Here is a 25368-nt window from a genome sequence, read left to right on the forward strand (position 1 = left end):
TCGAAAATTATGAAAGAATAGCGGGCTATTTTGAATAAATTTCGGGAAGAAAATTGCTGTTTATAAGTGAAACATCTATGCATTGTCATAAAAAACTAATCTACTGCGTTAAATTTTTCGAGCTAGCTCGCTAGCCCTGCAAAATTTGCCTTGTATATCAATTCTTTATGACAATCTGAATTCTGAAATTTAAATCGAACTCAGGTTAATAAATAAAAGAGTCTTTTGGGGTACGTGAACCCAAGGCTCTTTTCGATATTAAATCGGTATAAAAACAATGCCCAAAGCATTGCTTCAGGCATTGGCTAATTAGCTTTCGGGAGTAATGTTAATTGATTAGTTGACCGAATTAATCAGGAACTCCAGTTCCTGGTAGGCATCAATGATGGCTTGGTTGTTACCTATTTTAGCATAAGCAAACATAAGGGTGTACAGGTTTTGCAAGTCCTCAGCCAGCTGAGGTGCCACATAACTGGCTGCACTGGTGCCCGATAATTTGACATTGCCTTCAATAAAGGCCTCATGACCTGCTTTAAAAGCCAGGTTGGCATTGCTGATAGGCTCCAGCCAGCGTTGTACAAAAGGGAGTACTTCAGCTGATAGACCTAGCTTTGAGATTTCCTCAAGCAGGTTATCAATGGCTGCTGTTTGCTCGTTATACGACATGCGTGTAATGCCAGTATATTTATTGGCTATGTTAATCAGTGTAGAGGCTGTTTTAGCCGTTGTGCTATCATGCGGAAAGTGAGATTCAGCCTTAATGCTAAGCATAAGACCGTAGAGCAGTCGGTCGCGTTTGTTGTCTAGTTCGGCTTTAGGTATGCCGGTTGATGTATCCTTTTGCATGCCTTTCTTAAAGGAATTTAATGAGTTGGCGGCTTTGTCAACGGCTGTTGTTACTTCATTGATAGCACTGCAAATGCGAATTGAATTTTCCCCAACGGTTTGTAGTTCTTGATTCCTCAAACGGGGTAGGTTAATTAATTCCATGTTTTGTCTTTTTTTATGGTTAACTCCCAAATACTACTGTTAAAGATATGTATAAAATAGATATATACAACGTATTGTTTATAAAAAAAACAGTATAACTAATTGTATGTGTTGCTACAAGCTAAATGATATCAGCTATTCGGCACTTTTCTGTTTGTTAGAGTGGGAAAATTATTGTGTAAAGCTGCCAGCGACTTTCTCTAGGGATCGTATCTTATTAGAAATTATTAAAATAAAGATACGATCCTTGTTCTTTTATCTTTTGACCTTATGCACCACGCAATAACTCCGAACATAAAAACCTCTGCGCCTCAGCGTCTCTGTGTTTAAATTTTTACGGTTATGTGCACCATGCATTAAGCTTCGGACTTCGTGCTGTGGACTTCGGACTTTTTGCGCACTATGCACTGTGTACTAACTCCGAACATCAAAACCTCTGCGCCTCAGCGTCTCTGTGTTTAAATTTTTACGGTTATGTGCACCATGCACTAACCTTCGGACTTCGTGCTGTGGACTTCGGACTTTTTGCGCACTATGCACCGTGTACTAACTCCGAACATAAAAACCTCTGCGCCTCAGCGTCTCTGTGTTTAAATTTTTACGGTTATGTGCACCATGCACTAACATTCGAACTTCGGGCTTCGGACTTTTTACGCACTATGCACCACGCACTAACTCCGAACATAAAAACCTCTGCGCCTCAGCGTCTCTGTGTTTAAAGTCTTACGGTTATGTGCACCATGCACTAAGCTTCGGACTTCGTGCTCTGGACTTTTTGCGCACTATGCACCGTGCACAAACTCCGAACATAAAAACCTCTGCGCCTCAGCGTCTCTGTGTTTAAATATTTACGGTTATGTGCACCATGCACTAAGCTTCGGACTTCGTGCTCTGGACTTTTTGCGCACTATGCACCGTGCACAAACTCCGAACATAAAACCTCTGCGCCTCAGCGTCTCTGTGTTTAAATTTTTACGGTTATGTACACCATGCACTAAGCACTAACTTAGGACTTCGGACTCACTTCTTTTTTTAGCCCTCCGCCTTTGGCTGGCCAAATGGGATGATAACCCCCACATGTATTACCGAATGGTATTGCTTGGCCGCATCGGCTGCTTTTGAAATATTCATCAGGCTATTGAAGTAACGGGCGGTGATGGTGATGCCATTGGTTTGTTTAAGCTTTTGAGCAATACCTACTGTGAGGCCCACATCTATCTTTTTGTATTGGTCCGACACATCGGCTGTGTAGGATAAATCATCGTCATCAAACAGCGATACCGAAAACACATCTTCTGCTTTGGTAAGCAGGCTGAATTGTGGCCCCAACTCTAAATAGGTAAGGTTAAAAAGCCGGTGCCTGAGGGTGATGGGCAGGCTGAAGCCCGCCATTTTGCGCTGCACAGTGGCTGTTTCCAGTACGTTATTTAAATCCTCATTGGGCGTGTCATATACGGCAATGCCCTTGCTGCCCATCGGAAAGGCATAGTACAGCATGGGATTGAGGTGCCAGCGCTCGTTAAACTTATACAAGAACGACATGCCTATGTTAAGGCCTGTTGAAGGACCTCGGGCATCCAGGTTGACGATGGATGAGCGGTTAATGCCCACATTTAGTCCAAACTCCAGTTGGTCGTTTGTTAGCTTATCACCAAAGAAAAGCGCAATCAGCACCTGGGCCGATAGGGCGTTGGCAAGCAGTATGAAAAGGAGTAGCAGTAAGGGTTTCTTCATAAGATTATTATTTTCCAGTTGTGGGTGCTATAAAACAAACCGGGTGTCTATTGCTTGATAGCTTACCCGGTTTATTTCATTTATAGACTAATGGGTGTCGGGGAATGGCAGACCACCCGCAATGGCCAATCGTATTTCGCTCAAAATGTATATTTCAACCTGCTGAAAGCGCATGGCCGTTACCGGGCCATTGGTTTTATTTACTTTTTTAACGAAGGTGCTCAGTAACTTATCGTGCTGCTTTTTAATTGTCATGGTCTGTTTTAAAAACTGTGCCGCCTGTTCATCGGTAAGGTTAGCATACTTTTCACCATAATCCATGAGTACGGCTAAGCGTTGTTGCCCTAATTCTTTTCGCCTGGTTTCATAGCTGTCGTACAAGGCCCAAAAAGCATTTTTGGTGGCTTCATCGGGCTGCACCACCTCGGCCACCAGGGCTTTCTTTTCCATGCCAAAAATGGACTGGATGTAATCGATTTCCTCTTTGGCCGACTGGGCCGATACACTGCCTAAACATAGCAGCAGTGCTAATATTGAAAGACTTGTTCTCATTGCTTATCGTTTATTATTGTTTTACACTAAACTTAATTAAGAAGACATCCGTCTTATGTCATTCCTTAAAGACTTGTGTAATCAGAATACTCGTAAACATCCTTTAATGGCACCATCTGACCAAATGCCTCTACATCCATTTTAAATGTTTCCTTCTCCAATAGGTAAATTTGCTCGGCCTCATTGTAGGTATAGTTCACAAGCAATGAAAGTTTATCGGTCTTAAGCGGCCATTGCTTCAACGGTTTTTCATTTACAAATTCTGCTTTTTCAAGCTGTTTGGTCGATTTATTAATGAAGGCTTTGCCTTTGCAATTAGCTAAAAAGGCATATCGGGCCGGTAAACCAGATTTAATGTATTTAAAGCCAACAACCAAATAGTTCTTATCGTCGAGTTCGATATTCAATGACGACTTGTCAATCGCTCTATTAATATCCTTCTCTTTCCTATTGAAGCGCTTGTTAAAGTCCTTAAGCTCTTTTCTCGATGGTTCATGACCGTTATGCGACAGCAAAAGCCAACGTTCACCAACTTTCATGGTCGGATCGTACTTGGCTTTCTCAACAACGGTTTCCGAATCGGTATCGGAAGTGATGGAAACATTGAAGGCGTATTGGCTATGAGATGCTACTATACTGTTGGCAAGTACTTCAACGGATAAACCATAATCTTTCAGTTTGCTATCCACTTCATTCTGCTGGGCCGTTAGGCTTACCGAAATAAACAGCAACAGGCCAAACAATAGATTTTTCATAGGGTTTCTGTTTTTGTTAATAATGGTGACTTATATTATAACTTCTTTTGCACAGCAGGCATGGTGTACAAGGGGGCTAATGCCGACGGTTCGGGCCAGTAAATACGGGTTTGTAATGAGAAAGGTCCATCGTGAGCAGGCAGCCAGTTGGAAACCTTGTCTCTGCCCGGATTCTCTTTTTGAATATATACGTCCAATGAGCCATCCTCGTTGTACTTTAATCCTTTGGTGGCGCTGCCAATTACATAGCGATCAATTTCATTTTCTATCAGCAGTTGCTCCGGTAATTTGTACATGGTTAACGACCAAAAGGCTTTAGCCGGGGGCAGCTCATCAGCTTCAAAATGCAGTATATAATCATGTTTTGAACCATTCAGCTCCTCCTTGTCAGTATCAAAAGTAGTTTCGGGATAAAAGGCTTCCTCCAAATCGTTACCCCAAAGGCCAAAGTAGGCGGCTGCAGCCCGCGTTAAATATTTTTCCTTCATGGCAGTCCGCGTACCAAAAGCCCCGGCGATCTGTTGCCAGCCATTCTTGCGCACACCCAATTGCGTGGATGCGTCTATCAACTCCTTGCGACCTGCATCAATGCCTTCTCTGATGGCAGCTATTATTTCCGGACTATAGTCTTCTGGATGATAGGCTTGACCTGGCTGAATACCTATTTTAGCGAAGCGTTTAAAAAGGGCCTCTTCTGTAGGGTGAATAGGGCCCGTGGCCATTAGAGCATTCAAATAGCTTATAAAGTGTTCGTTACTCACTTTTTCAGGATGATATGGCGGAATAGGCGGATTCTCGCCAATTACAGCAGCTTCAACCAAACCATTGTAGGCGTTCAGCGATTGAACACCGTATTGATCGATAACATCCTTGGCAATTTCCACGTCATCAGGACCAAAAACCTGGGTTCTGCCCAGTGCCAGCAAAAAGTTGCCTTCTGATTGAATAACCTTTGATATTCCTTCAGGAGTTTCACCTTTCCAGTCCGGCCCGACAAACATATAAGCCCCTGCATCAAAACCCGTTTTACGGGTGCCTATATAGTCAATATTATGCGTATACATATCGATGATCTGGAATGAATAATAGCGGCCATCTGTAATAGCGGGAACCGTTAATATTTGAGGTTGTGCTGAGAGATTAAACCAGACAGCAGAGTAAAAAGTGTCGTTGTTAGGCCGCACAATAATAGTATCCTCAGGGCCGTTGAGCTTTGAATTGTTGGTCAATACATTAAATGGTGCCTGATAAGCGCCTGACTCGGGATACATGGCCATCGCAAACATCATTTTATAATGCTCCAGCATGGGGTAGGCATAGATGTAGGCCTCTTTGGCAATTTGTTTAGCCTCGTTGGCTGTTATCTCTTTGGGCTTCGGGTTACATGCACTAATGGCCATGGCAAGTGCAAGTATGCTTAGTATTATTTTGTTTTTCATGCGTTTAAAGTTTTTATTGCTTGCTTAAAACTCCCAGGGAATTTCAATCATCCCCCTTTGTGTAAATTAGATAATTGGATTTTCATGCTTGTTTCATGTACCTGGGTTTGATTAATTATTCTTCGAAAAGATGCTTTTGGGGAGTAATATTTGTGCCTGGAATCGCCATTGCCATTCAGGTCCAAAATCTGGCCGCACCACATTGTAGTACAGCTGCGTTTGCAGGTTGAGAGGTAGTTTGCCGCCCAGCATCAACAACCTACCGCCTCCACCGCCCAGGGGCACTATCCAGCGATCATCGCCCGATTGTGTCCAGTCAGCTGTGATAATAGGCGCACTGTTGACGTACCAGCCATTACCCAACTGCCGCACCAAAAACAGGTTGCACAGCATGTGGTTAACTTCTGCAACTTCTGATTTGCCGGCAAACGACCAGGCATTATTCAGTAATACACCCAGTGTCCACACCTTTGACTGCTGCAAAGCGACAAACGAAGGGCCGATGCTCCATTTTTGCGAGCCGCGCAGTTCGCCGCCTGTAGGTATTTCAAGTACAGGGCCTATGCCAACAGTCAGTCCTTTGGTGTCGGGCACATAAAAAGCTGTAAATACCACATCGCTGATGCCTGAAGATAAGGTGCCCGACTCACTGCTGAAGTCGGGGATGCGCACAATTGGCATGATTGTGCGGGTGATGATTTTACCGTCGGCAAACGGAATAACGGGCTGTATATTCAGCACATTAACGTTGCGATTGTATGCCCCATGGTTCATGTTCAGGTTATTCTGGAAGGGGAAGCTCATTAAGTTGGCAATGGGATTGGCGGCTGCTGCAGATAGCTCATCCTGTGACTCCTGGGCCTGCAGCTGCCAGCCAATGAACAAGGCAATAGCTATTATTATGGCCGATTTTTTCATGACTTATCTGCTTGATTGAACATTATTGGCGGATTCATCCAGGCGCCCGATAATGCCTCCTCGGTAGGGCCATACAGACGCAATATGCAATAGAACGGGCCATCGGGTGCAGGCAGCCAGTTAGCTTCCAGCTCTTTGCCGGGCGAGTCTTTTTGGATATACAAGGTAAGCGAGCCATCTTGGTTGTATACAAAGCCGTTTTCCATCGATGAATTCAGTAGGTACCTGTTTAGCGGATTGTCAACCAGCAGCTGAGTGAGTCCATCATACATGGTCAATGACCAGAATGCTTTAACGGGAGGCAGTTCACCTTCCTGAAAGGTGAGGGTGTAATTATTTTCAGCTGCATTAAACGGTATGCCTGGAGCGGCCATCAGGTAGGCAGGGTAGATGGCTTCTTCACCCGAATTGCCATAGAGGCCCAGGTGGGCAGCTACCGCCCTTAGCAGATACATGTTTTTGTCGGGGTAGTTCTTTGTGGCACTTTTCTTCAGAAAATCACGTGTACCAAATATTTTGGCGCTGGCCAGCGGGTCGGAACTGATTTGGGCTATAAATGTTTCCATTTCAGCAAAGCCGGCTTTAACGCCTGCTTTAATGGAATCCTGTGTGGCTGCGTCAAAGGCATTGAGGTCGAAACCCGCATCAGTGCCAATCCCCAGCTTGGCAAAGCGTGCCATCAGCGGCTTTTCTTCGTCAGCGGGCGTGATGTGTTTCAGGATAAAGCTTAGGTATTTAAAAGATTGCACGGTAAACTGAACACCTTCATTCCACGCCATAAAGTTGTTTTGGCTTGTGGCAGCCGCTGGTTCATTGCCCATATATTGGCTAAGTGTTTGCAACTGATACTGGTCCTGGATAGCGCGCACATTTTCAATATCATTTTCATTCATCAGCTGAGTGCGCACAATATTCAAAAACAAATCCGTTTCGCAGCGAATAATTTCATCTATTCCATCCGGCTTTTCGCCCGTCCAGTCAGTTGCTGCGATTAGGTATTTGCCGGCCCGGCTGCCGGTGGTTAAACTGCCAATGTAGGCGAAGTTGTGGGTGTATAAATCAATCAGCTGAAACGAGTAATAGCGCTCTGGCTCCACATCGGGCACCGATATCACAATGGGCTCGTGGCTGATATTACACCACATCATGCAATAGGGAGTATCAGAGTTGGGTGTAACCACGGCCTTGTCCTCGGGGGTGTAAAGCCTTGCCTCACACGATTTCTGGTTGAACTCACCTTTGTATTCGGGCGAGTTATTATCCAGTGTGTAGGCATCAAGTGTTTTGTAATTCATCACCATCGGAAAGCCATAGATATAGGCTTCTTTGGCTATTTCCATGGCTTCCTGCGGGCTTAATTTTTCGGTTTGCGGCTGGCAGGCGCCCAATGCTATGGTAGCCAGCAATGCAATCAGTAAGTTTAATGTTTTTGTCATGGTTTTATTGTTTGATTATTAGAATGTATGGTCAATTAAAGCGCTTATCGGAATAGTACTTCGATGGGCTGTAACGGGCAGTGTGTATGAGTAGTGTTTCTGAAAACAAGCCGGTGTGCCAGTCAATAATTATTGCGGGTATGTTTTGGGCCATTGTGGGGGCGCCAGGGGCGCTCAGTAACAGAAGTAATTGAATCGGTAGTTTCATAGTTAGTTTGGTGTCGTTTATTCTGGTATTATCACAGTTGGCAATTACTGGCTATTGTTAGTAATTGTCAATTAAATTGTTAGTTAATGCGACATTTTTTCTGTATTTCATTCCTTTTACTTTGTTTCTACTAGTGCCAGCGTTGCGCTGAGGTTTATGATGACGTATGGCTTTTGTGTACTGCTTAAAATCAGTAGTGAATATGTTGTTGTGGCCGGGGGCGTGCGCCATAGTATTTAAGCACATGGCCAACAGGCGCCCGTTAGCTTAGCCAAATCTACTAAATAGGTATCAGAGAAACTTGGACAGGGGTGTCAGATATTATTCATTCTCCTTAAACTGAATAATTGTGTGATTGGCCGGATTGTATTTATTATTGGCCCCTTGGTAAGCTTGTGTGAGGCGATTATTGTTTGGTGTTGTGGCCAATGTCAATTGTGTTGTATAAGCCCAATGTATTATCCATTATTTCGATGGCTAACTCAGTCATGTAGTCGGTATTCACTTGGGCAGGATGGAGTCTGATATACCAGGCATCTGTTAGTGTATTATAAAACTCAATGATTTCCTGGTCTGATTTATCTGCATCGAAAAGGAGTTTGATAAGAGGCAGAAGAATATGAATAGATTGCTTATTCGCATGTTGGTATAGTTCGCAGTACCTGGTTTCGTGGCAGTTTTTAAGCAGCTGGCGATGAAACAATACGGCAGGCTTAAATTTACTCATTAATACATATAAGTCAGGTATTAGCACCTTAACTTCAGTTCTTAGTTGTTTTAGAAATTCTTCAACCCGACTTTTATGCAGTATCAGTAACTGGTCAATCAGGTGTTCTTTATGATCAAAATGATAGTATAAGGTAGCTCTGGGAAGGTTTGTTTTTTGTGCCAGTGCTTTAAGACTGAATTCAGGCCCGGATAGACCGAATTCGAGGTAGGCGGCTTCCAGCCATTTATGATATGTTTGGCTTTTCACAGAGATTAATTTGGTTCAATCAAAGATAAGACAGAAATGCTAATACTCTGCTTTTACTCATTAAACTTTATAAAACGAATGAGGTTGACCTTTTAGGGTTCACATCCTAAAACAAAATGTGCTAATAAAGCTGTGACGGCCTCCGGACTTTTTGTTAATAGCTGATGGCTGATAGTGATTGCCTGCTCAGGCTCGCATCTTAATAGAAAACGTGCTAATATAGCTGCGATCCTTTTTCATTAGCCTTTCGCACTGCGCACTAAGCATGTCCTTCGGACTTTGTACTTCGGGCTTCGGACTATGTTTTCAACTCCTCCTTCAAATACTTAGCTGTGTAGCTCTTTCTGTTTTTTGCCACTTCTTCTGGAGTGCCTGCGCACAGTAGCTGTCCGCCAAATCGGCCGCCATCCGGACCGATATCAATCACGTGGTCGGCCACCTTAATCACATCCAGGTTGTGTTCAATCACTACTACCGTATTGCCTTTGGCCACCAAGCGATGCAGCACATCCAGCAGCACACGTATGTCCTCAAAATGCAGCCCTGTAGTCGGCTCATCCAGTATATACATGGTTTGACCGGTGTCGCGCTTAGCCAGTTCGGCCGCCAGCTTCACACGTTGGCTCTCACCACCCGAAAGCGTGGTAGAAGGTTGTCCGAGTGTGATGTAGCCCAGACCCACATCCTGCAGTGTTTTCAGTATTTTCGATAGCTTGGGGATGTGTTGGAAAAATTCAACCGACTGGTTGATGGTCATGTCCAGCACATCGCTGATGGATTTGCCTTTGTAGCGCACCTCGCAGGTTTCGCGGTTGTAGCGGCGTCCGCCACAGTCGGGGCATTCAACCATCACATCGGGCAGAAAGTTCATTTCGATGACTTGGACGCCGCCTCCTTTACAGGTTTCGCAGCGTCCGCCTGCCACGTTAAACGAGAAACGGCCGGGTTTGTAGGCGCGTATCTTTGACTCGGGCAGTTCGGCAAACAGCTTGCGTATTTCATCAAATATCTTGGTATAAGTGGCCGGGTTGGAGCGCGGTGTGCGTCCCAGCGGCTTCTGATCCACATCCACTACTTTGTCAATGTGTTCCAGTCCTTTCACTGACTTAAACGGCAGCGGGTCTTTCACCGCATTGTAAAAGTGCTGGTTGAGTATGGGGTAGAGGGTTTCGTTAATCAGCGTTGATTTACCACTGCCCGACACACCGGTGACACAAATGAGCTTACCCAGCGGAAAGTCTACATTCACACCCTGCAGGTTATGACCGGTAGCTCCTTTTATGGATAGCACTTTCCCGTTGCCATCGCGTCGTTCTTTAGGTACGGCAATTTTTTTACGGCCGGTCAGGTAATCGGCCGTCAGCGAGTTGCTTTGCAGTAGCTGCATGGGTGTGCCATGTGCCACCACCTCGCCGCCATGTCGCCCTGCGTGCGGGCCCATATCCACCACGTAGTCGGCGGCCATCATCATGTCGTGGTCGTGCTCCACCACCAGCACGCTGTTACCTGTGTCACGCAGTTGGCACAGCGAGTCAATCAGGCGGTGGTTATCGCGCTGATGCAGGCCAATGCTGGGCTCATCCAGTATGTACAGTACGTTCACCAGTTGCGAACCTATCTGTGTAGCCAGGCGTATGCGCTGGCTCTCACCTCCCGAAAGGGTCATGGCGCTGCGGTTGAGCGACAGGTATTCGAGCCCCACGTTAATCAAAAAGCCCAGGCGGTTGCGTATCTCTTTCAACACCTCGTAGCCAATGGCCTTCTGCTTATCGGTCATCCGGTCTTCCAGGCCCTGAAACCATTCGTGCAGCAGTCCCAGATCCATCTCAGCCAGTTCGGCAATGTTTTTCTGGTCAATCTTAAAATGCAGTGCTTCCTTGTTCAGGCGTTGCCCGCCGCACTCGGTACACTGTGTGTTTTTAATAAACTGGTTGGCCCATTTGCGGGCTTTCATCGAGGTGTCGTTGTCCTGCTGCTCCAGTATGTATTTAATCACACCCTCAAAACTAAGGTAATAGTTCGATGATGAACCTAGGGGTGTGTTTTTCAATGTCAAAGGTTCGCTCGAACCGTGTAAAATGATGTCAATGGCCTCTTCGGGTATGTTCTTAATAGCCGTATTAACCGTAAAGCCATACTTTTCGCCAATAGCCTCAATCTGCCAGAATATGAGGCTGTTTTTATATTTTCCAAGGGGCGTGATACCCCCTTTTTTGATGGTCAGGTTGGCATCGGGTACAATCTTATCAAAATCCACTTCATCAACCGTTCCCAGTCCTTTACATTTCGGGCAGGCTCCCTGTGGTGAGTTGAATGAGAAGGAGTGAGGCGCCGGTTCGTTATAGGATATGCCCGAGCTGGGGCACATAAGCTGGCGGCTGTAGAAGCGCTGTTCGTCGGTGTCTTTGTCAATCAGCATCATAATGCCTTTGCCATGTTGCATAGCCAGGCGGATGCTCTCCTTAAGTCGTTTGGTATCCTTTTGTGAGACAGCAAAGCGATCCACCACCATCTCAATGAAATGCGTTTTGTAGCGGTCTACCTTCATGCCATGCACCACTTCCTGTATCTCGCCATCGATGCGCACATGCAAAAAGCCTTTTTTACGAATCTGCTCAAACAGCTCTTTGTAGTGCCCTTTACGTCCTTTCACCAGTGGGGCCGCAATGTACACCTTGCGTCCTTCAAACTGTTCAAGTATCAGTTCGAGGATCTGTTCATCGGTGTATTTTACCATTTTCTCGCCTGTTTGGTAGGAGAAAGCTTCACCGGCACGGGCGTAGAATAAGCGCAGAAAGTCGTATATCTCAGTAATGGTGCCTACTGTTGAGCGCGGATTTTTACCGGTGGTTTTCTGCTCAATGGAAATCACCGGACTCAGCCCGGTTATCTTGTCCACATCCGGACGTTCCATATTGCCCAGAAACTGTCGGGCATAAGCAGAGAACGTTTCGATGTAGCGCCGCTGTCCTTCGGCATAGATCGTGTCAAAGGCCAGTGATGATTTACCACTGCCACTTAGGCCGGTGACCACCACCAGCTTGTTACGCGGTATACTGACATCTATATTCTGAAGGTTGTGTACGCGGGCGCCATACACATCAATTTGCTCCGTTTCGTCAATTTGCTCAATGGCAGGTACTGTATTTTCTTTCACTTTCATCAACTTATGAACATACAAAGATAGTTATTAGTTCGAAGTTAGTGCGCAGTGCTTAGTGCAAGGTGCGTAAATGGTGGAGCTGCAAATTGCTAGCTTCTGGCAGCTAGTGCCAAGTCATTCATTGTAATTCGGGTGTTGTGCGAAAAACTTACATTCTAAAACCCCGCCGGGTTGTGGTTTTTTAGCAATTAGATCCATAAATTTTTGACACCGCTGGTGTCATGTTTGCAATAAGAGGATGCCAGCGGCATCCCATATTTATAGAAATATTTACGTTACATTCATCGACCCCAGAGCGGGTCGGATATAACAGAATTAAAACATTACCCGACACTTGATTGGACACCAGTCTCTAGTAGCTAATTTAGCTATTTATTTGCTGTGCTATCTGCTTCTGCTTTTATCGGTTTATTCAGATATTGTTTAGAGCTTTCAGGTAGCTTGATGGTATACGTTTTTTTGCCACTGTTGGTCAGATAAGCCTCTCGTAACCACGGATTCATGTTTTTAAGCTCTTTGTAGCTGGTTCCGTATTGTTTTGCAAAGTCGGCAAAATCAGCCACTTTGGTGTTAACCTCAATATCAATGGTTTCAATTACCGGATACAAGTCTTCTTCTTTCACAAAAAAGCCATATTTCTCGGCATTGGTAAGTATTTCCTTGGCTGCCAGTATGCGAAACACGTAACGACCTGTTTCCTCGCCCAGGAGCAGGTCGTAATAGCTGTCTGTTTTTTGGCGCGATAGCTGTCTGTTAACACCTGTGCGTCCGGCATTGTAGGCGGCTGCAGACAAAGTCCAGCTGCCATAGTGGTCGTGCATTTTTTTGATGTATTTGCAGGCGGCTACGGTCGATTTTTCAATGTGATAGCGTTCGTCAACTTCCGGATTCACTTCCAGGCCATACTCACGGGCGGTGGCACGCATAAACTGCCACAGACCAACCGCACCAGCAGGCGATTGAGCCCTTGGAATAAAGCTGCTCTCTATCAGCGACAGGTATTTAAAATCATTGGGCACACCCTGCTCGGCCAGTATAGGCTCAATGATGGGGAAGTAGCGATTAGCCCTTTTAATGAACAGTATGGTTTGCGACTGCCAGTATGTATTTACCAGCAATTCGCGGTCGAAACTTTCTTTAATGTCATAACGTTGAATGGGTACTTCCTCGCCGGCAAAGTTCAGTGATGCAGGAATATCGAGGGATGAGATGGCATAACTACTTTCTGTTGATTCATTATTGGAAATTGATTCAGCTGGTTCAGATGATTGAATAAACAATTGCGAAACCAGCACCACTGCAATAACAGCGGCCGATACAGATAGTAGTTTTGTAAAGAAATTTGTTTTCATAGCCTCTCCCGTTTTCAACATTTTCATTAAAGGACACCAAAAATAATTTTCTGGTTAAACAAACCAAAAAACGTGCCGCATTACTTATCAACACTACGAATTTTTTAACATGTGTGGTAGATAGTACTACGCTGGTAATTGAAAAATGTTTGTTCCTTTTGGTAAAAAAAGAAGAGCCATGCGGCTCTTCTAACTATCATTACTTTATTACAGACTCAGGGTCTATAAAGTGCCCGTCTTTTTTTATCTCCATATGCAGGTGTGGACCGGTTGACAGGCCACTGCTCCCCAATAAACCAACAACATCGCCCTGTTTAACTTTTTGGCCTTCCTTCACCTTATAGGCATTTAGCTGCGAGTAGAATGAGGAGTAGCCATTCTCGTGATCAACTATTACAAAGCGGCCATGGCCTTTCCCCTCCACAAAATCGTGGTTGACTTTGCGCACCACACCATCGCCTATTGCTACAACATTGGTGTTTAGTTCGGCTACATAATCCACGCCATTGTGCATCATCTTTTTCTTTGAGATCGGATGAACGCGCATGCCATAGCCCGACGATGTTTTAATTAGATCCTTTGCGGCGATGGGAGCGATGAATAAATCGTCTTCAAGTTCAATAGGTTTATCAATTGATATATTAACCAATAGGTTTGCTGGATTTATTTTTTTGTCATTTTGATGAACCTCAAAGTGCAGGTGAGGGGTCGTAGAACCACCGGAACTGCCAACATAGCCAATTATATCGCCTTGTTTAACCGCCTGTCCTTCTTTAACATTGAAACTGTTCAAGTGAGCATAGAGTGTTTTGTAGCTGTCTTTATGTTCCACCTCGATGCGTTTGCCATAGCCTGTTTTTTCCGACTTAGTTAGGATAACTACACCTGATTGACTGGCAAAAACAGGGGTGTTTAATGGAGCTGAGTAATCAAGGCCTTCATGAAACTTTTTGACTTTATATATTGGATGTATTCTGAATCCCCAACCAGCTGCTAAGTTACCATTGGAAACAGGTGTAATGAAAGTGCTTTCAGAAGGTATGTTTTTAGTTTCATTATTTATTTCCAGAATACTGTTCTCACTATTGTTTGATTGAAGCGTTCTGACATTAATTGCTGAAGTTAAAAGAATAACTGCACCTATTAGCATTGGGATGATAATTCGAAATTTAGTATGGGGATGTGATTTATAATTTGCCATTTTTATTCGTTTTTTGATGAGTTTATAACTGAAAGGACTCATCAGAGGCGAATAGCTGCAGACGGACGATTGCTGCAATACCAAGCCAAAATATTCACCTTGGTCAACGTGTTTGGTTGCATCTGCATCAGCCTGAAATTCATGTACCTCTTCCAGTGCCTTTCGATAAAAGTATAAGAATGGGTTCATCCAAAAGACAATCAATAAAAGTTCCATTATCAGCCGGTCGATTGAATGCCTGTGCTTCAAATGGCTTAGTTCATGGTTGATAATTTTACTGCCATTGGGTGAACGCCAAACAGTTTGGGAAATAAAGATGTAACGAAAGAAAGAAAAGGTGTAGTGCTGGTTAAAAAGCACCAGCGTGAATTGAGGTTCTTTTATTGTTTCATTAGCATAAATGGTTTTGCGAAGTTGAATAATGTTTTTGAGAAATCTGAACAAGAAAGCAATAGAAACCAGTGCAATGGGCAGTAGCCACCAGTTTATGTAGCTGGTCGTATTGCCGACGTTTTCTATAGCCACAATGGTTGGTTCTTCAGCAAATTCGAACTGGTTGATGGTTGATTGAATGGTGCTAATGAGTGCCAGTGGCTGTGAAGCCCGGTGCTCGATTTTAATGCTCACCAAAGGATACAAAAAGGCGAAAGCCACACTGCTCAATAAATAAAAGCGGCTTAGCGAAAAGAATGATTCTTTTCTGAGAAAAGCATGATAAAACAGGTAGAAGATGCCAGATACCAGCGTGCTTTTCAGCAGGTATAGTCCAAATGCTTCCATCACTTTTTCTTTTCAGATATTTGTTCGTCAATCAAGGCCTTTAGATCTTCTAATTCAGAAACTGATAGGTTACTCTCTTTAGTAAAGAAAGAGGCGAACTGCCCCGGTGAATTATCGAAAAAGTTCTGAACAAGATTACTTACATGCTTTTTGCTGTAGGCACTTTTCTTGATGAGTGGATAGTACTCATTGACCTTGCCATAGCTATTGTATGCAATCGCCTTCTTCTTTACCAGCACACGCACCACCGTTGATACAGTGGTATAAGCTGGCTTAGGATCAGGGTATTGCTCAATTATATCCTTCAGAAATCCTTTCTCAATGTTCCACAGGTAGTGCATCACCTGTTCTTCTGCTTTCGTTAATTCAATCATTTCCCAAAATGTTTGCAACAAATATACGACTATAAATATAGTTACAAAATTATTTAGATAGTTTTATGACTATAAAAATAGTAATAGATGTAAAAAACAGATGCCGATAGGGATTTCAATGGCGCATTGTCTGGCTTAATTGTTGTGAATCATCAAAACATTAAGTACTTTATGCCATGGATTTCATATTTGATCATGAATAATAGTTTCCAGGATATCGAACAAATCGTTAATGTAGCATTGGAGCCACTGGTGGCCTTTGAAAAGCCCGGTTATGAGGCCTCCCTGTTAAATAACAAAGCAAGGGATTTATTCATCCTGCATCCAGACACAGCCTATTTCTTACGAGATTTTTGCTCGCGGGCTGACCTGTTTAATGAGCGTGCTGCTATTAACCTGTTCGATAGTCTTAAACCGGAAACCCAGCAGATTGTTGACTGGCCGGTACGATTGGGAGCCATCAAGTGGTTATCAGCTTGTATTCAATTGGTGCAAACGGATACAAAAGAGTATGTGGTGGTGGCCTTCAGAGACAATACAAAGGCTAAAGAAAGTCTTTTGAAACTGGATAATATGATTGCTTACCGGGAGATGCTCGATAAGCTGCTGGCCTACAATATCAATATCAATATTGAAGAGATTCCGCGCATTATTGACCAATCACTGGAGATGGTAGGTAACTACTTTCATTGCGACAGGAGTTATGTGTTTGAATACAGTGAAGACCTAAAGTTCAAGAGCAATGTTAACGAATGGTGTGCACCGGGTATAGAACCGTACATTGAGCAGTTACAGAATCTGCCAATCAATTCGTTTCCCTATCTGAAAACAAAGCTACTTAATATGGAAGTGGTTTGTTTGGATGATATAAATGATTTACCCAATGAAGCTTACGAAGAACGTGAGGAGTTTGCCAAAGAAGGTATCCAATCCATCTTACTTATTCCATTTAGTGAAGGAGATAAGCCATTGGGGTTTGTAGGCCTCGATCATGTTAATATGCGCAAACACTGGTCGGTGAGCGAGGTGTCGAACCTCAAACTGCTTGCTCGTACATTTGCAAACTTCCTGGTCAGGGTAAGAAGCGAAAAGCAAATAGAGGCGCACCGTTATATGTATAAGACGCTTTTTGAAGCAGCTAACGATGGCATCATCATTTATAAAAATGGCGTTTGTATTGATGCCAATTATAAAGCCGTAAGCGAATTGCGTTGTGAATTGGATTACCTGAAAGGCAAATCAATTGTAGAAATATCGGCCCTTAACCAGTTGGATAGTAAATCACCCACGTATGCCAATGTATATATTAAGGAGGCTGAAATGGGGTTTCCGCAAAGTTTTGAGTGGCGCATTCGTCGGCAGGATGGCACTGAGTTTGATGCTAAAATCAGTCTCAACAGTTTTCGTCTTAATAATGACCGGATGGTTATTGCTATTGTAACGGATGTGAGTGATTATAAGCAGACAATGAATGCCTTAATCAACTATCAGCACCAACTGAAAAAGGAGATAGACACCATTGTCAAACCGGTTGAAGATAGCAGTCAGCTTGGCATATTGCAGGTGTTTGAGTTGGAGCAATTGCAAAAGATGCAGGATGCCTTTTCGTTTGCTACCGGCATATCTTCACTCATTACAGATACGGAGGGACATGCTATCACCAAGGTGTCTTTCTCTAATAAAGTATGTACCAAAGTTCGATCAACCCCCAAAGGTTTGAGCATGTGTATGCAAAGTGGAAAAAGGCTGGGGGAGATGGCTAAAGAGTTACAGAAGCCAGTATCCAGCCCTTGCTTATCATGCGGTTTTGTCGATGCGGCAGCACCCATTATAGTGGATGGCCATCATATAGGCAACTGGTTAATCGGCCAGGTGCGCCCCGATGATTTAAATGAATCACATCTGCTGGAATACACCCGCTCGCTTGGTTTTAAAGATGAGGACATCTTACCAGAGTTTGTCGAACTGGTCAAAGTGGCACCTGAGCATTTTCAAAAGATATTAAATCTGCTTAATGTTTTGTCCATTGAGCTGTCAACAATGGGGTATAAAAACCTGAAACTGGCCAAAACAATACATCAGCATGTGGCCCTGGAGAAAGAGTTGCGTGAAGCCAAACAAAGCGCAGAGGAAAGTGATCGCCTTAAGTCCGCTTTTCTGGCTAACTTGTCTCATGAGATACGGACGCCTATGAACGGTATCGTGGGATTCTCAGAGTTATTGCAGTATGAAGGGCTCACGCCCGATGACCGCCGCGAGTATGTGCGCTTAATTCATCAAAGCTCAAGTCAGTTGCTGAGTATTATCAACGATATCATTGATATTTCCAAGATAGAGTCGGGGCAGATTGATGTGCATCCAGGTTATACTGATATGGTTAAGCTGGGAGATGATTTACATGCTTTCTTTATCGATGTTGCCACTGCTAAAGGCATTGACTTGGTGTTTGAGCATGATAATCACAACGAATTTGAAATATTCACAGACGAAGTGAAACTGCGCCAGGTACTGACGAATCTGGTCTCTAATGCTATTAAGTTTACATCCACCGGAAGTGTTCATTTTGGATTCAAAGTGCTAAAAGCAAGTGATTTGGAGGTGTATGTTCAGGATTCGGGTATTGGCATAGATACCGAAGATATTGATTTTATTTTTGAGCGTTTCTGGCAGGCTAAGGATTCTGATGTTAAAAAAGGTGGAACAGGCCTGGGACTGGCTATTACCAAGGCTTATGTCGAATTACTGGGCGGTCACATACATGTTGAGTCGGAACGCGACAAAGGCACACGCTTTAGTTTTGTAATACCGCGCGAGCTGAAATAAAAAAGAGAAGTCCTTCACGAACTTCTCTTTCATATTTTGAATTGACTTATGCTTAAACAATACCTGCAAAGCCCATAAAGGCTAGTGCCAACAGACCAGCAACAACCAATGCAATTGGTGTACCTTTCATCCCTTTCGGAATATCCATCAGGTCAAGTTGCTCGCGAATACCGGCAAATGTTATCAGTGCTAAACCAAAACCAACGGCGTTGGCAATGGCAAATACCACCGACTCAACAATGTTGAAGTCCTTCTGAATGGTCATAATGGCCACACCCAAAATAGCACAGTTAGTGGTAATTAAGGGCAAAAACACTCCTAATGCCTGATATAACGGGGGACTAACTTTCTTTAAGATAATCTCAACCAGCTGTACCAGTGAAGCAATTACCAGAATAAACGAGATGGTTTGGAGGTAGCCTACGCCAAATGGCTCCAAAACAGCTTTTTGAAGAAAGAATGTAACGATGGTAGCAATTACCATTACAAAAGTAACGGCACCAGTCATACCAATACCGGTAGAAATCTTTTTAGAAACACCAAGGAATGGACAGATACCTAAAAACTGGCTCAGTACAATGTTGTTAACAAAGATGGCCGAAATTACAATTAATACATATTCCATAGCTTATGCCTCCTTTTTAACCTGGTTAATAAATGCGATGAGGTAACCTAAAGCGATAAATGCACCAGGTGCCAATACGAATACCAACATACCGTAATCTTCAGGGTAAATGATGGTACCAAACAGTTTACCACTACCCAGTAATTCGCGGATAGAACCCAGCATGGTTAATGCCATTGAGAATCCAAGTCCCATACCTAATCCATCGATGACAGATGAACCCAGGTTGTTTTTTGAAGCAAAAGCCTCCGCACGTCCCAGCACCAGGCAGTTAACCACGATAAGTGGAATGAAGAGTCCTAATGAATCAAATAGGGCAGGAACGTAGGCCTGCATGGTCATCTCAACAATGGTTACAAATGTGGCGATTACCACAATGAATGAAGGGATGCGCACCTTGTCTGGTATGAAATCTTTGATTAAGGCAACCACCAGGTTTGACATTACTAATACAAATGTGGTGGCCAGGCCCATGCCTAAACCATCAATGGCGGAAGAGGTTACCCCAAGGGTTGGACACATTCCCAGGAGAAGCGTAAATACCGCATTCTCTTTAAAAAAGCCTTTTGAAAAGTTATTCCACTGGTTCATTCTGCACCTCCTTCCTCAGTCGAGGTATTTGTTGCAACCGGCTGGCTGCTTTGATTTTCTGTATAAGTATCAAATGCCACACGGATAGCATCTAAAAATGCGCGAGAGCTTATGGTGGCGGCTGTAATGGCATCTACTTCACCGCCATCCTTACTAACGGTTAAGTTGTTTTTCTTTGGGTGTTTGCCCAGGATGCTCTGATTACCTTTGTCGGTTTTAAACCAGTCGGCCATTTTAGTACCTAGTCCGGGTGTTTCTTTATGCTCAAGCACCTGATAATTAATAATAGTACCATCTGGCTTTAAGCCAACCATTACTTTTATATTTCCGCTAAAACCTTTATTGGTCTGTGTTTCAATAGCAACTCCTATTAGTTCGCCATCTTTTTTAGCCGGAAACAACTTAAGAGCTAAACCTTCTTTGGAGGTTAGTTCATACATTTCATCGCCCGGGTTGTTAGTAAAACCCGGCACAACTTCTTTTATTGCAGCTTGCTGCTTGGCAGCTTTCGCCGCGGCTATAGGTCCTTTGGTGAGCTCATACATAAAGCCCAGCGACGCCCCTGCCACACAGGTGATGACCAGCAGGGTTAAAACCATATTTTTAAGCGTTGATTCTGTTTTTGCCATGATTATTGGTTTTCCTGCATTAGGCTTTAGCTGTTTTTACAACTTCGCCAAAGCGTTTAGGTTTCACATATTTATCAATTAGAGGCACAAAACCATTCATGATAAGGATGGCAAAGGACACTCCTTCTGGATAAGCACCGAATACACGTATCACAACGGTTATTACACCAATACCTATTCCGTAAATAATCATGCCTTTGTTAGCCATAGGTGAGCTTACATAATCGGTGGCCATGAAAATAGCACCCAGCATCACACCGCCTGTTAACAGGTGGAATAACGGACCGGCATAGACTTCAGGATTTACCAAATGAAGTATGCCTGTGAAAACAGCTATTGAACCAATGACTGCCACCGGAATATGCCAGGTGATGATTTTGCGAATCAGCATGAAGATTAATCCTATCAATAAGGCAGCTGCAGCAATTTCACCTGCTGAACCGCCCGAATTTCCAAAAAACAATTCGGTGTACGATGGAATTTTTGACATCATTGTGCTTACGGTTTCGCCATTTGCCAATCCTTCTTTCATTACCGAAAGTGGTGTGGCACCGGTTTCTGCATCTAAATAATGTGCTTGAGAAACAATTGGTTTTGGCCATAATGTCATCTGCACCGGAAATGAGATAAGCAGGAATACACGTCCTACCAATGCCGGGTTAAACGGGTTGTTACCCAGTCCGCCAAACGACATCTTACCAATACCGATGGCCACCAAACTACCTATGATGATGATCCAGATTGGCAGGTTACTTGGCATGTTAAATGCTAATAATAGTCCTGTTAATGCAGCTGAGCCATCCATGATGGTCGAGTCATTTTTCAACAGGTATTTCTGAATAGCCCATTCGAAGAATACACACGACACAACAGCTGTGATGGTTACTATGGCGGCACCCAGACCGAAATAGTAAAGCGAGGCTGCCAGCGCCGGAACCAGGGCGATGATCACCCCATACATGTTTTTCTTCACAGAGTCGCCACTGTGCACATGCGGGGATGGTGATACGGTTAACCTATTCATATTTAATTAATTTTCTTATTTTTAGTTTGTTTGAAAGTGATTAGATAATGTCAATCACTTCTGCCTACTGGCTAATAACTAACCAACTAATTTATTTAGTTCTGCTGCGCATTATTTGCCCAACTTTACCTTTACCTAAGCGGATGTAATCCAATAGCGGACGGTTGGCAGGACAGGTGAAACTGCATGAACCACACTCAATGCAGTCCATAATTTTTTCTTCCTCTGCACGATCCCAAATGGCTTTATCTGATACCGTCATTAATAAATATGGTGAAAGTCCCATTGGGCATACCGAAACACATTTTGAGCAACGAATACATGCTTCTGTCTTTCCACGTTTCGCCATCTCATCCGGCATAATCAAAATGCCGGAGCTGCCTTTAGTAATAGGTACTTCTGTTGATGAAAGGGCTTTACCCATCATTGGGCCACCACCAATTACTTTACCAGTATCTTCCGGGAGTCCGCCAGCAGCATCAATCAGCTGGTTGAGAGGTGTACCCACACGAGCCAGGAAGTTAGATGGTTTCGAAACCGATTTACCGGTTACTGTTACTACGCGCTCAAATAAAGGCTTGTTCTTTTGAACGGCTTCGTAAACAGCAAGTGTTGTACCTACATTCTGAACGACGGCTCCTACCTCAATCGGCAGTTTGCCTGATGGAATCTGGCGACCGATACAGGCGTCGATTAATTGTTTTTCACCACCTTGTGGATACTGCACTTTCAATGGCTGAATGGTGATTCCCGGGTATTTACCGGCTAATTCACTCATATGCTTAATGGCGTCGGGTTTATTGTTTTCAATACCAATGATAGCCTTATCCACTTTCAGTGCTTTCATTAGTATTTGTGTACCTACCATAATTTCGTCGCCTTTTTCCATCATCAGCTGATGGTCGGCTGTCAGGTAAGGCTCACATTCCACACCATTTAAGATCAATACCTCGCAGGTTTTTCCCGGAGGAACAGAAAGCTTAACGTGAGCCGGGAAGGTAGCACCACCAAGCCCAACAATACCAGCTTCGCCAACTTTCGTAATGATTTCTTCTGGTGTAGCTGTAATTTCTGTGATCAAATCTTCTGAGCGGTCAATGCTTTCGTCCCACTCATCACCTTCTGTTTTGATGATGATGGCTTTGCGTTTATAGCCGCTGGCATCTATGATGTCATCTATTTTAAATACTTTACCCGAAACAGGCGAATGGATATTGGCCGAAACAAAACCGGTTGATTTAGCTATTAACTGACCCACTTTTACTTCATCACCTTTGGCAACAACAGGCTCTGAAGGTGCTCCAATATGTTGGGCAATAGGAACCGAAACTTGCTCGGGAACGGGCAAGACCTCAATCTTCTGGCCGGCTGAGAATTTGTTTTCCGCCGGGTGAACCCCTCCTAATGAGAATGTTTTTAACACGATTGGTCCTCCTATTTTATAATGTTTTTATTAATGTTCTTTATCTCTTATTCTGCTGATTCAGCTACAGGCTTCTCCACCTTTGGCTTCGGAGGTGGGAAGTTGATCATGTGAATAGCATTGGTAGGACACTCGGCCACACACTTGCGACACAGCTTACATTTGTTGTAATCAATATACGCCAGGTTGTTTTCGACCGTGATGGCATCAAACGGACAGATTTTCTGACATTTCTTACAAGCAATACAAGCTACCGAACAAGCTTTTTTGGCAGCCGCTCCTTTGTCGGTATTAACACATGATACAAAGATGCGACGACTCTTAGGTCCTTTTTTACGCAACTCAATAATGTTTTTAGGACAAGCATCCACACAGGCACCACACGATACACAGTTATCTTCAATGATGACCGGTAAACCTGTTTCTTCATCCATGTACATGGCATTGAATGCACACGCATCCACACATTCGCCTAAGCCCAGGCAGCCGTTAGAACAGCCTGTGTCGCCACCGTACAGTGAGGTGGCAATTGTACATGATGTAGCTCCATCGTATTCAGTGATACGAGGACGGTTTTCGCATGTGCCATTGCAGCGCACTACAGCTACCATTGGATCTGCAGCTGCTACTTCTTTTCCAAGAATTGCTGCCGCTGCGCTCATGGTGTCTGCGCCGCCAACAGGACAGTTCAGGTCTGAAATATCATCGGATTTAACCATGGCTTCGGCAAATGCCCGGCAGCCCGGATAGCCACAGCCACCGCAGTTGGCAGCAGGTAGCACTTCTTCCACCTGGTCAATGCGAGGATCTTCAAACACTTTAAACTTCTGCGCTACAAAATAGAGTATGATAGCGGCCAATGACCCTAACACACCTAACGAGATTATAGTTATCAGAACAACATTCATATTTAGTTGATTTGATGTTTTATTGTAAATGAAAAAGTTCTTTTAAGCTTATCTTTTAACAGGTAGATGACCAGGTAGTAGGGGACCAATGCGGCCAATGCCATTCCGCCTGCTAATAGTTCATCGGCAGTCAAGTAAAAAACTGTAACTAAAACTGCTAAAATGATGAGAATTGGATATATATAAGCCAGTAACACGGCCTTGGGTGCTAACGACTTTTTACCAAGTATCATGACTTTTTGCCCAATTTGCACATTGCTTTCAGATTGATATACATCAATGATTTTATCCTGCAAATCTGCTGCTGTACACGATCCTTTGGCATGGCAAGATGCACACGCCGATTCGTTAACAATTCTGACCTTGATGAGATGAGGTGATACCTCCGTCACAATGCCCTCGTGCTCTATGTAATCTAAGTCTGCCATATTACGTAGGGTCACAAATGTAACGAAGTAAAAGAATTGTTGTAACTAACGAAAGGTATTTGTATTTAGAATGAATTAAAATAAGCTTATTGCCTTACAGTTAATTAGCTTGTTGTAAGCTACATTGCTTGTGTTTAGCTGCAAGTGGTTGTAACTAAAAGAATTATAAAGAAAAAAATCTCTAATTAAATAAAGAAAATTCTCCTGATTTAATCTTTAAGTAGTTTCAAGGATACCAGGTAAGCACAATGGTCAGAAACAATGGTATCTGCAATTACTTCTCTTTGCACCACCTGCCATCGGGATGCTGGTTTCATCATGACATAGTCGATCTTCACTTCAGGTTGGTGTGATGGGTAGGTCGGATGTGGGTTATCATGTTCGTAGCTTGACAGCCAGTGTTCCTCCAAAAGGTTGATTGCCGGACTGCCTGGCGTGGCATTTAAGTCTCCTGCAAGAATCGCCGGATGATTGATTTTAGTGCTGACATTTTGTAGCTGTTGCGCTTGCAGCAGTCTGGAGGCGCCATCTTTTAAATGGTCAAGGTGTGTGGCGATAAACTCAATGGTGTCATTGCCTGGCAGAATGCTTGTAACTGACAAGGCCGTGCGTGGTTCATCACCGGCTTTAGTTGGTAGGGCTATATTTTCAGATGCTATCAATGTGTGCTTTGACAGGATGGCGACGCCGTATTCACCACCATCAAAGTACATCGCACGTCCAAAAAGAGGTAGGAGCTTAGAACGCCATCCTAACTCGGTAGCTAAGTCATATTGATGCGCCCGATTGGTTTTATAGTCTACCTCTTGCAGGGCTACAAAATCAGGATCGGCATCAATAATAACCTGGGCTATGGCATCAAGATCAAATGTATTTTGTGTAGTGGCTCCATGTAGTATATTAAATGATAGTACTTTAATGTTTGTGCTGTCCTCACTGTTCTGAGCCAGGCTGATTATGTTAGTAAGCAAATAAAGGATGATAAGTAGTAGAGTGGATTTCATGCGACATGTGCTAATGATTAATGTGATTGCTAAAT

Annotated in this window: 21 protein-coding genes; 1 reads left to right on the forward strand and 20 read right to left on the reverse strand. The window is 43.7% G+C overall.

Going from position 1 to position 25368, the window contains the following annotated elements; genetic code table 11:
* Positions 1-336: 336 nt before the first annotated feature.
* The 12 genes from KEM09_RS19585 to KEM09_RS19640 form a co-directional block, all read right to left on the reverse strand.
* Positions 337-990, reverse strand: coding sequence for a DUF6261 family protein (locus KEM09_RS19585; RefSeq protein WP_212231085.1), 654 nt, complete (start codon positions 988-990; stop codon positions 337-339).
* Between the two features lie 1032 nt (positions 991-2022).
* Entirely contained in the window at positions 2023-2724 is a 702-nt protein-coding gene (locus KEM09_RS19590) for a porin family protein (RefSeq protein WP_212231087.1), read from the reverse strand.
* Positions 2725-2811: 87 nt separating this feature from the next.
* Entirely contained in the window at positions 2812-3276 is a 465-nt protein-coding gene (locus tag KEM09_RS19595) for a hypothetical protein (protein ID WP_212231089.1), read from the reverse strand.
* Between the two features lie 65 nt (positions 3277-3341).
* Positions 3342-4031 carry a hypothetical protein gene (locus tag KEM09_RS19600; RefSeq protein ID WP_212231091.1) on the reverse strand — a complete coding sequence of 230 codons (690 nt, stop codon included), beginning with the start codon at positions 4029-4031 and terminating at the stop codon, positions 3342-3344.
* Between the two features lie 35 nt (positions 4032-4066).
* Positions 4067-5470 carry a DUF1254 domain-containing protein gene (locus tag KEM09_RS19605; protein WP_212231093.1) on the reverse strand — a complete coding sequence of 468 codons (1404 nt, stop codon included), beginning with the start codon at positions 5468-5470 and terminating at the stop codon, positions 4067-4069.
* A 111-nt stretch (positions 5471-5581) separates the two neighbouring features.
* Positions 5582-6388, reverse strand: a complete 807-nt coding sequence (locus tag KEM09_RS19610; protein WP_212231095.1) for a hypothetical protein — start codon at positions 6386-6388, stop codon at positions 5582-5584.
* Entirely contained in the window at positions 6385-7824 is a 1440-nt protein-coding gene (locus KEM09_RS19615) for a DUF1254 domain-containing protein (RefSeq protein ID WP_212231097.1), read from the reverse strand. Before KEM09_RS19615 ends, KEM09_RS19610 begins: the two co-directional genes overlap by 4 nt.
* A gap of 614 nt (positions 7825-8438) precedes the next feature.
* Positions 8439-9008, reverse strand: coding sequence for a TetR/AcrR family transcriptional regulator (locus KEM09_RS19620; protein WP_212231099.1), 570 nt, complete (start codon positions 9006-9008; stop codon positions 8439-8441).
* 298 nt (positions 9009-9306) lie between these two features.
* The gene (gene uvrA / locus KEM09_RS19625) at positions 9307-12171 is read right to left on the reverse strand and encodes an excinuclease ABC subunit UvrA (protein WP_212231101.1); all 2865 of its coding nucleotides are present in this window, start codon (positions 12169-12171) and stop codon (positions 9307-9309) included.
* Between the two features lie 368 nt (positions 12172-12539).
* A complete protein-coding gene (locus tag KEM09_RS19630) occupies positions 12540-13523 on the reverse strand; it encodes a lytic transglycosylase domain-containing protein (protein ID WP_212231103.1) in 984 nt (327 codons plus the stop codon).
* Positions 13524-13722: 199 nt separating this feature from the next.
* Complete coding sequence (locus KEM09_RS19635) at positions 13723-15504, reverse strand: peptidoglycan DD-metalloendopeptidase family protein (RefSeq protein WP_212231105.1); 1782 nt, start codon at positions 15502-15504, stop codon at positions 13723-13725.
* A complete protein-coding gene (locus KEM09_RS19640; protein WP_212231107.1) occupies positions 15504-15878 on the reverse strand; it encodes a BlaI/MecI/CopY family transcriptional regulator in 375 nt (124 codons plus the stop codon). Before KEM09_RS19640 ends, KEM09_RS19635 begins: the two co-directional genes overlap by 1 nt.
* Positions 15879-16073: 195 nt before the next feature.
* Between KEM09_RS19640 and KEM09_RS19645 the strand changes: the two genes are divergently transcribed.
* Complete coding sequence (locus KEM09_RS19645; RefSeq protein WP_212231109.1) at positions 16074-18701, forward strand: PocR ligand-binding domain-containing protein; 2628 nt, start codon at positions 16074-16076, stop codon at positions 18699-18701.
* A 52-nt stretch (positions 18702-18753) separates the two neighbouring features.
* On the opposite strand, the gene rsxA is transcribed toward KEM09_RS19645, so the two are convergent.
* From rsxA to KEM09_RS19685, 8 genes are all read right to left on the reverse strand, one after another.
* Complete coding sequence (gene rsxA / locus KEM09_RS19650; protein ID WP_212231111.1) at positions 18754-19326, reverse strand: electron transport complex subunit RsxA; 573 nt, start codon at positions 19324-19326, stop codon at positions 18754-18756.
* 3 nt (positions 19327-19329) lie between these two features.
* Complete coding sequence (locus KEM09_RS19655) at positions 19330-19917, reverse strand: RnfABCDGE type electron transport complex subunit E (RefSeq protein WP_212231113.1); 588 nt, start codon at positions 19915-19917, stop codon at positions 19330-19332.
* A complete protein-coding gene (locus KEM09_RS19660) occupies positions 19914-20546 on the reverse strand; it encodes an RnfABCDGE type electron transport complex subunit G (protein ID WP_212231115.1) in 633 nt (210 codons plus the stop codon). The genes KEM09_RS19655 and KEM09_RS19660 overlap by 4 nt, the downstream gene beginning before the upstream one ends.
* Positions 20547-20565: 19 nt before the next feature.
* Positions 20566-21570, reverse strand: a complete 1005-nt coding sequence (locus tag KEM09_RS19665; RefSeq protein WP_212231117.1) for an RnfABCDGE type electron transport complex subunit D — start codon at positions 21568-21570, stop codon at positions 20566-20568.
* A gap of 91 nt (positions 21571-21661) precedes the next feature.
* Complete coding sequence (rsxC, locus tag KEM09_RS19670; protein WP_212231119.1) at positions 21662-22993, reverse strand: electron transport complex subunit RsxC; 1332 nt, start codon at positions 22991-22993, stop codon at positions 21662-21664.
* Positions 22994-23040: 47 nt separating this feature from the next.
* Positions 23041-23901 carry a Fe-S cluster domain-containing protein gene (locus tag KEM09_RS19675; RefSeq protein ID WP_212193122.1) on the reverse strand — a complete coding sequence of 287 codons (861 nt, stop codon included), beginning with the start codon at positions 23899-23901 and terminating at the stop codon, positions 23041-23043.
* 2 nt (positions 23902-23903) lie between these two features.
* Positions 23904-24329 (reverse strand): SoxR reducing system RseC family protein, encoded by a 426-nt coding sequence (locus KEM09_RS19680; protein ID WP_212231121.1) that lies wholly within the window; start codon positions 24327-24329, stop codon positions 23904-23906.
* Positions 24330-24538: 209 nt separating this feature from the next.
* Positions 24539-25333, reverse strand: coding sequence for an endonuclease/exonuclease/phosphatase family protein (locus KEM09_RS19685; protein ID WP_212231122.1), 795 nt, complete (start codon positions 25331-25333; stop codon positions 24539-24541).
* Positions 25334-25368 lie beyond the last annotated feature (35 nt).

Source organism: Carboxylicivirga mesophila, assembly GCF_018271975.1.
In the GTDB taxonomy this organism is placed as follows: domain Bacteria; phylum Bacteroidota; class Bacteroidia; order Bacteroidales; family Marinilabiliaceae; genus Carboxylicivirga; species Carboxylicivirga mesophila.

Excerpts from the sequence above, each read along its gene's own strand:
- KEM09_RS19675 (WP_212193122.1), bottom strand. The coding sequence starts at position 23,901 with ATGAATGTTGTTCTGATAACTATAATCTCGTTAGGTGTGTTAGGGTCA.
- KEM09_RS19665 (WP_212231117.1), bottom strand. The coding sequence starts at position 21,570 with ATGAATAGGTTAACCGTATCACCATCCCCGCATGTGCACAGTGGCGAC.
- KEM09_RS19605 (WP_212231093.1), bottom strand. The coding sequence starts at position 5,470 with ATGAAAAACAAAATAATACTAAGCATACTTGCACTTGCCATGGCCATT.
- KEM09_RS19600 (WP_212231091.1), bottom strand. The coding sequence starts at position 4,031 with ATGAAAAATCTATTGTTTGGCCTGTTGCTGTTTATTTCGGTAAGCCTA.
- KEM09_RS19645 (WP_212231109.1), top strand. The coding sequence starts at position 16,074 with ATGAATAATAGTTTCCAGGATATCGAACAAATCGTTAATGTAGCATTG.
- KEM09_RS19590 (WP_212231087.1), bottom strand. The coding sequence starts at position 2,724 with ATGAAGAAACCCTTACTGCTACTCCTTTTCATACTGCTTGCCAACGCC.
- KEM09_RS19660 (WP_212231115.1), bottom strand. The coding sequence starts at position 20,546 with ATGGCAAAAACAGAATCAACGCTTAAAAATATGGTTTTAACCCTGCTG.
- KEM09_RS19655 (WP_212231113.1), bottom strand. The coding sequence starts at position 19,917 with ATGAACCAGTGGAATAACTTTTCAAAAGGCTTTTTTAAAGAGAATGCG.
- KEM09_RS19610 (WP_212231095.1), bottom strand. The coding sequence starts at position 6,388 with ATGAAAAAATCGGCCATAATAATAGCTATTGCCTTGTTCATTGGCTGG.
- KEM09_RS19595 (WP_212231089.1), bottom strand. The coding sequence starts at position 3,276 with ATGAGAACAAGTCTTTCAATATTAGCACTGCTGCTATGTTTAGGCAGT.
- KEM09_RS19630 (WP_212231103.1), bottom strand. The coding sequence starts at position 13,523 with ATGAAAACAAATTTCTTTACAAAACTACTATCTGTATCGGCCGCTGTT.
- uvrA (WP_212231101.1), bottom strand. The coding sequence starts at position 12,171 with ATGAAAGTGAAAGAAAATACAGTACCTGCCATTGAGCAAATTGACGAA.
- KEM09_RS19615 (WP_212231097.1), bottom strand. The coding sequence starts at position 7,824 with ATGACAAAAACATTAAACTTACTGATTGCATTGCTGGCTACCATAGCA.
- KEM09_RS19685 (WP_212231122.1), bottom strand. The coding sequence starts at position 25,333 with ATGAAATCCACTCTACTACTTATCATCCTTTATTTGCTTACTAACATA.
- rsxA (WP_212231111.1), bottom strand. The coding sequence starts at position 19,326 with ATGGAATATGTATTAATTGTAATTTCGGCCATCTTTGTTAACAACATT.
- KEM09_RS19680 (WP_212231121.1), bottom strand. The coding sequence starts at position 24,329 with ATGGCAGACTTAGATTACATAGAGCACGAGGGCATTGTGACGGAGGTA.
- KEM09_RS19635 (WP_212231105.1), bottom strand. The coding sequence starts at position 15,504 with ATGGAAGCATTTGGACTATACCTGCTGAAAAGCACGCTGGTATCTGGC.
- KEM09_RS19585 (WP_212231085.1), bottom strand. The coding sequence starts at position 990 with ATGGAATTAATTAACCTACCCCGTTTGAGGAATCAAGAACTACAAACC.
- KEM09_RS19640 (WP_212231107.1), bottom strand. The coding sequence starts at position 15,878 with ATGATTGAATTAACGAAAGCAGAAGAACAGGTGATGCACTACCTGTGG.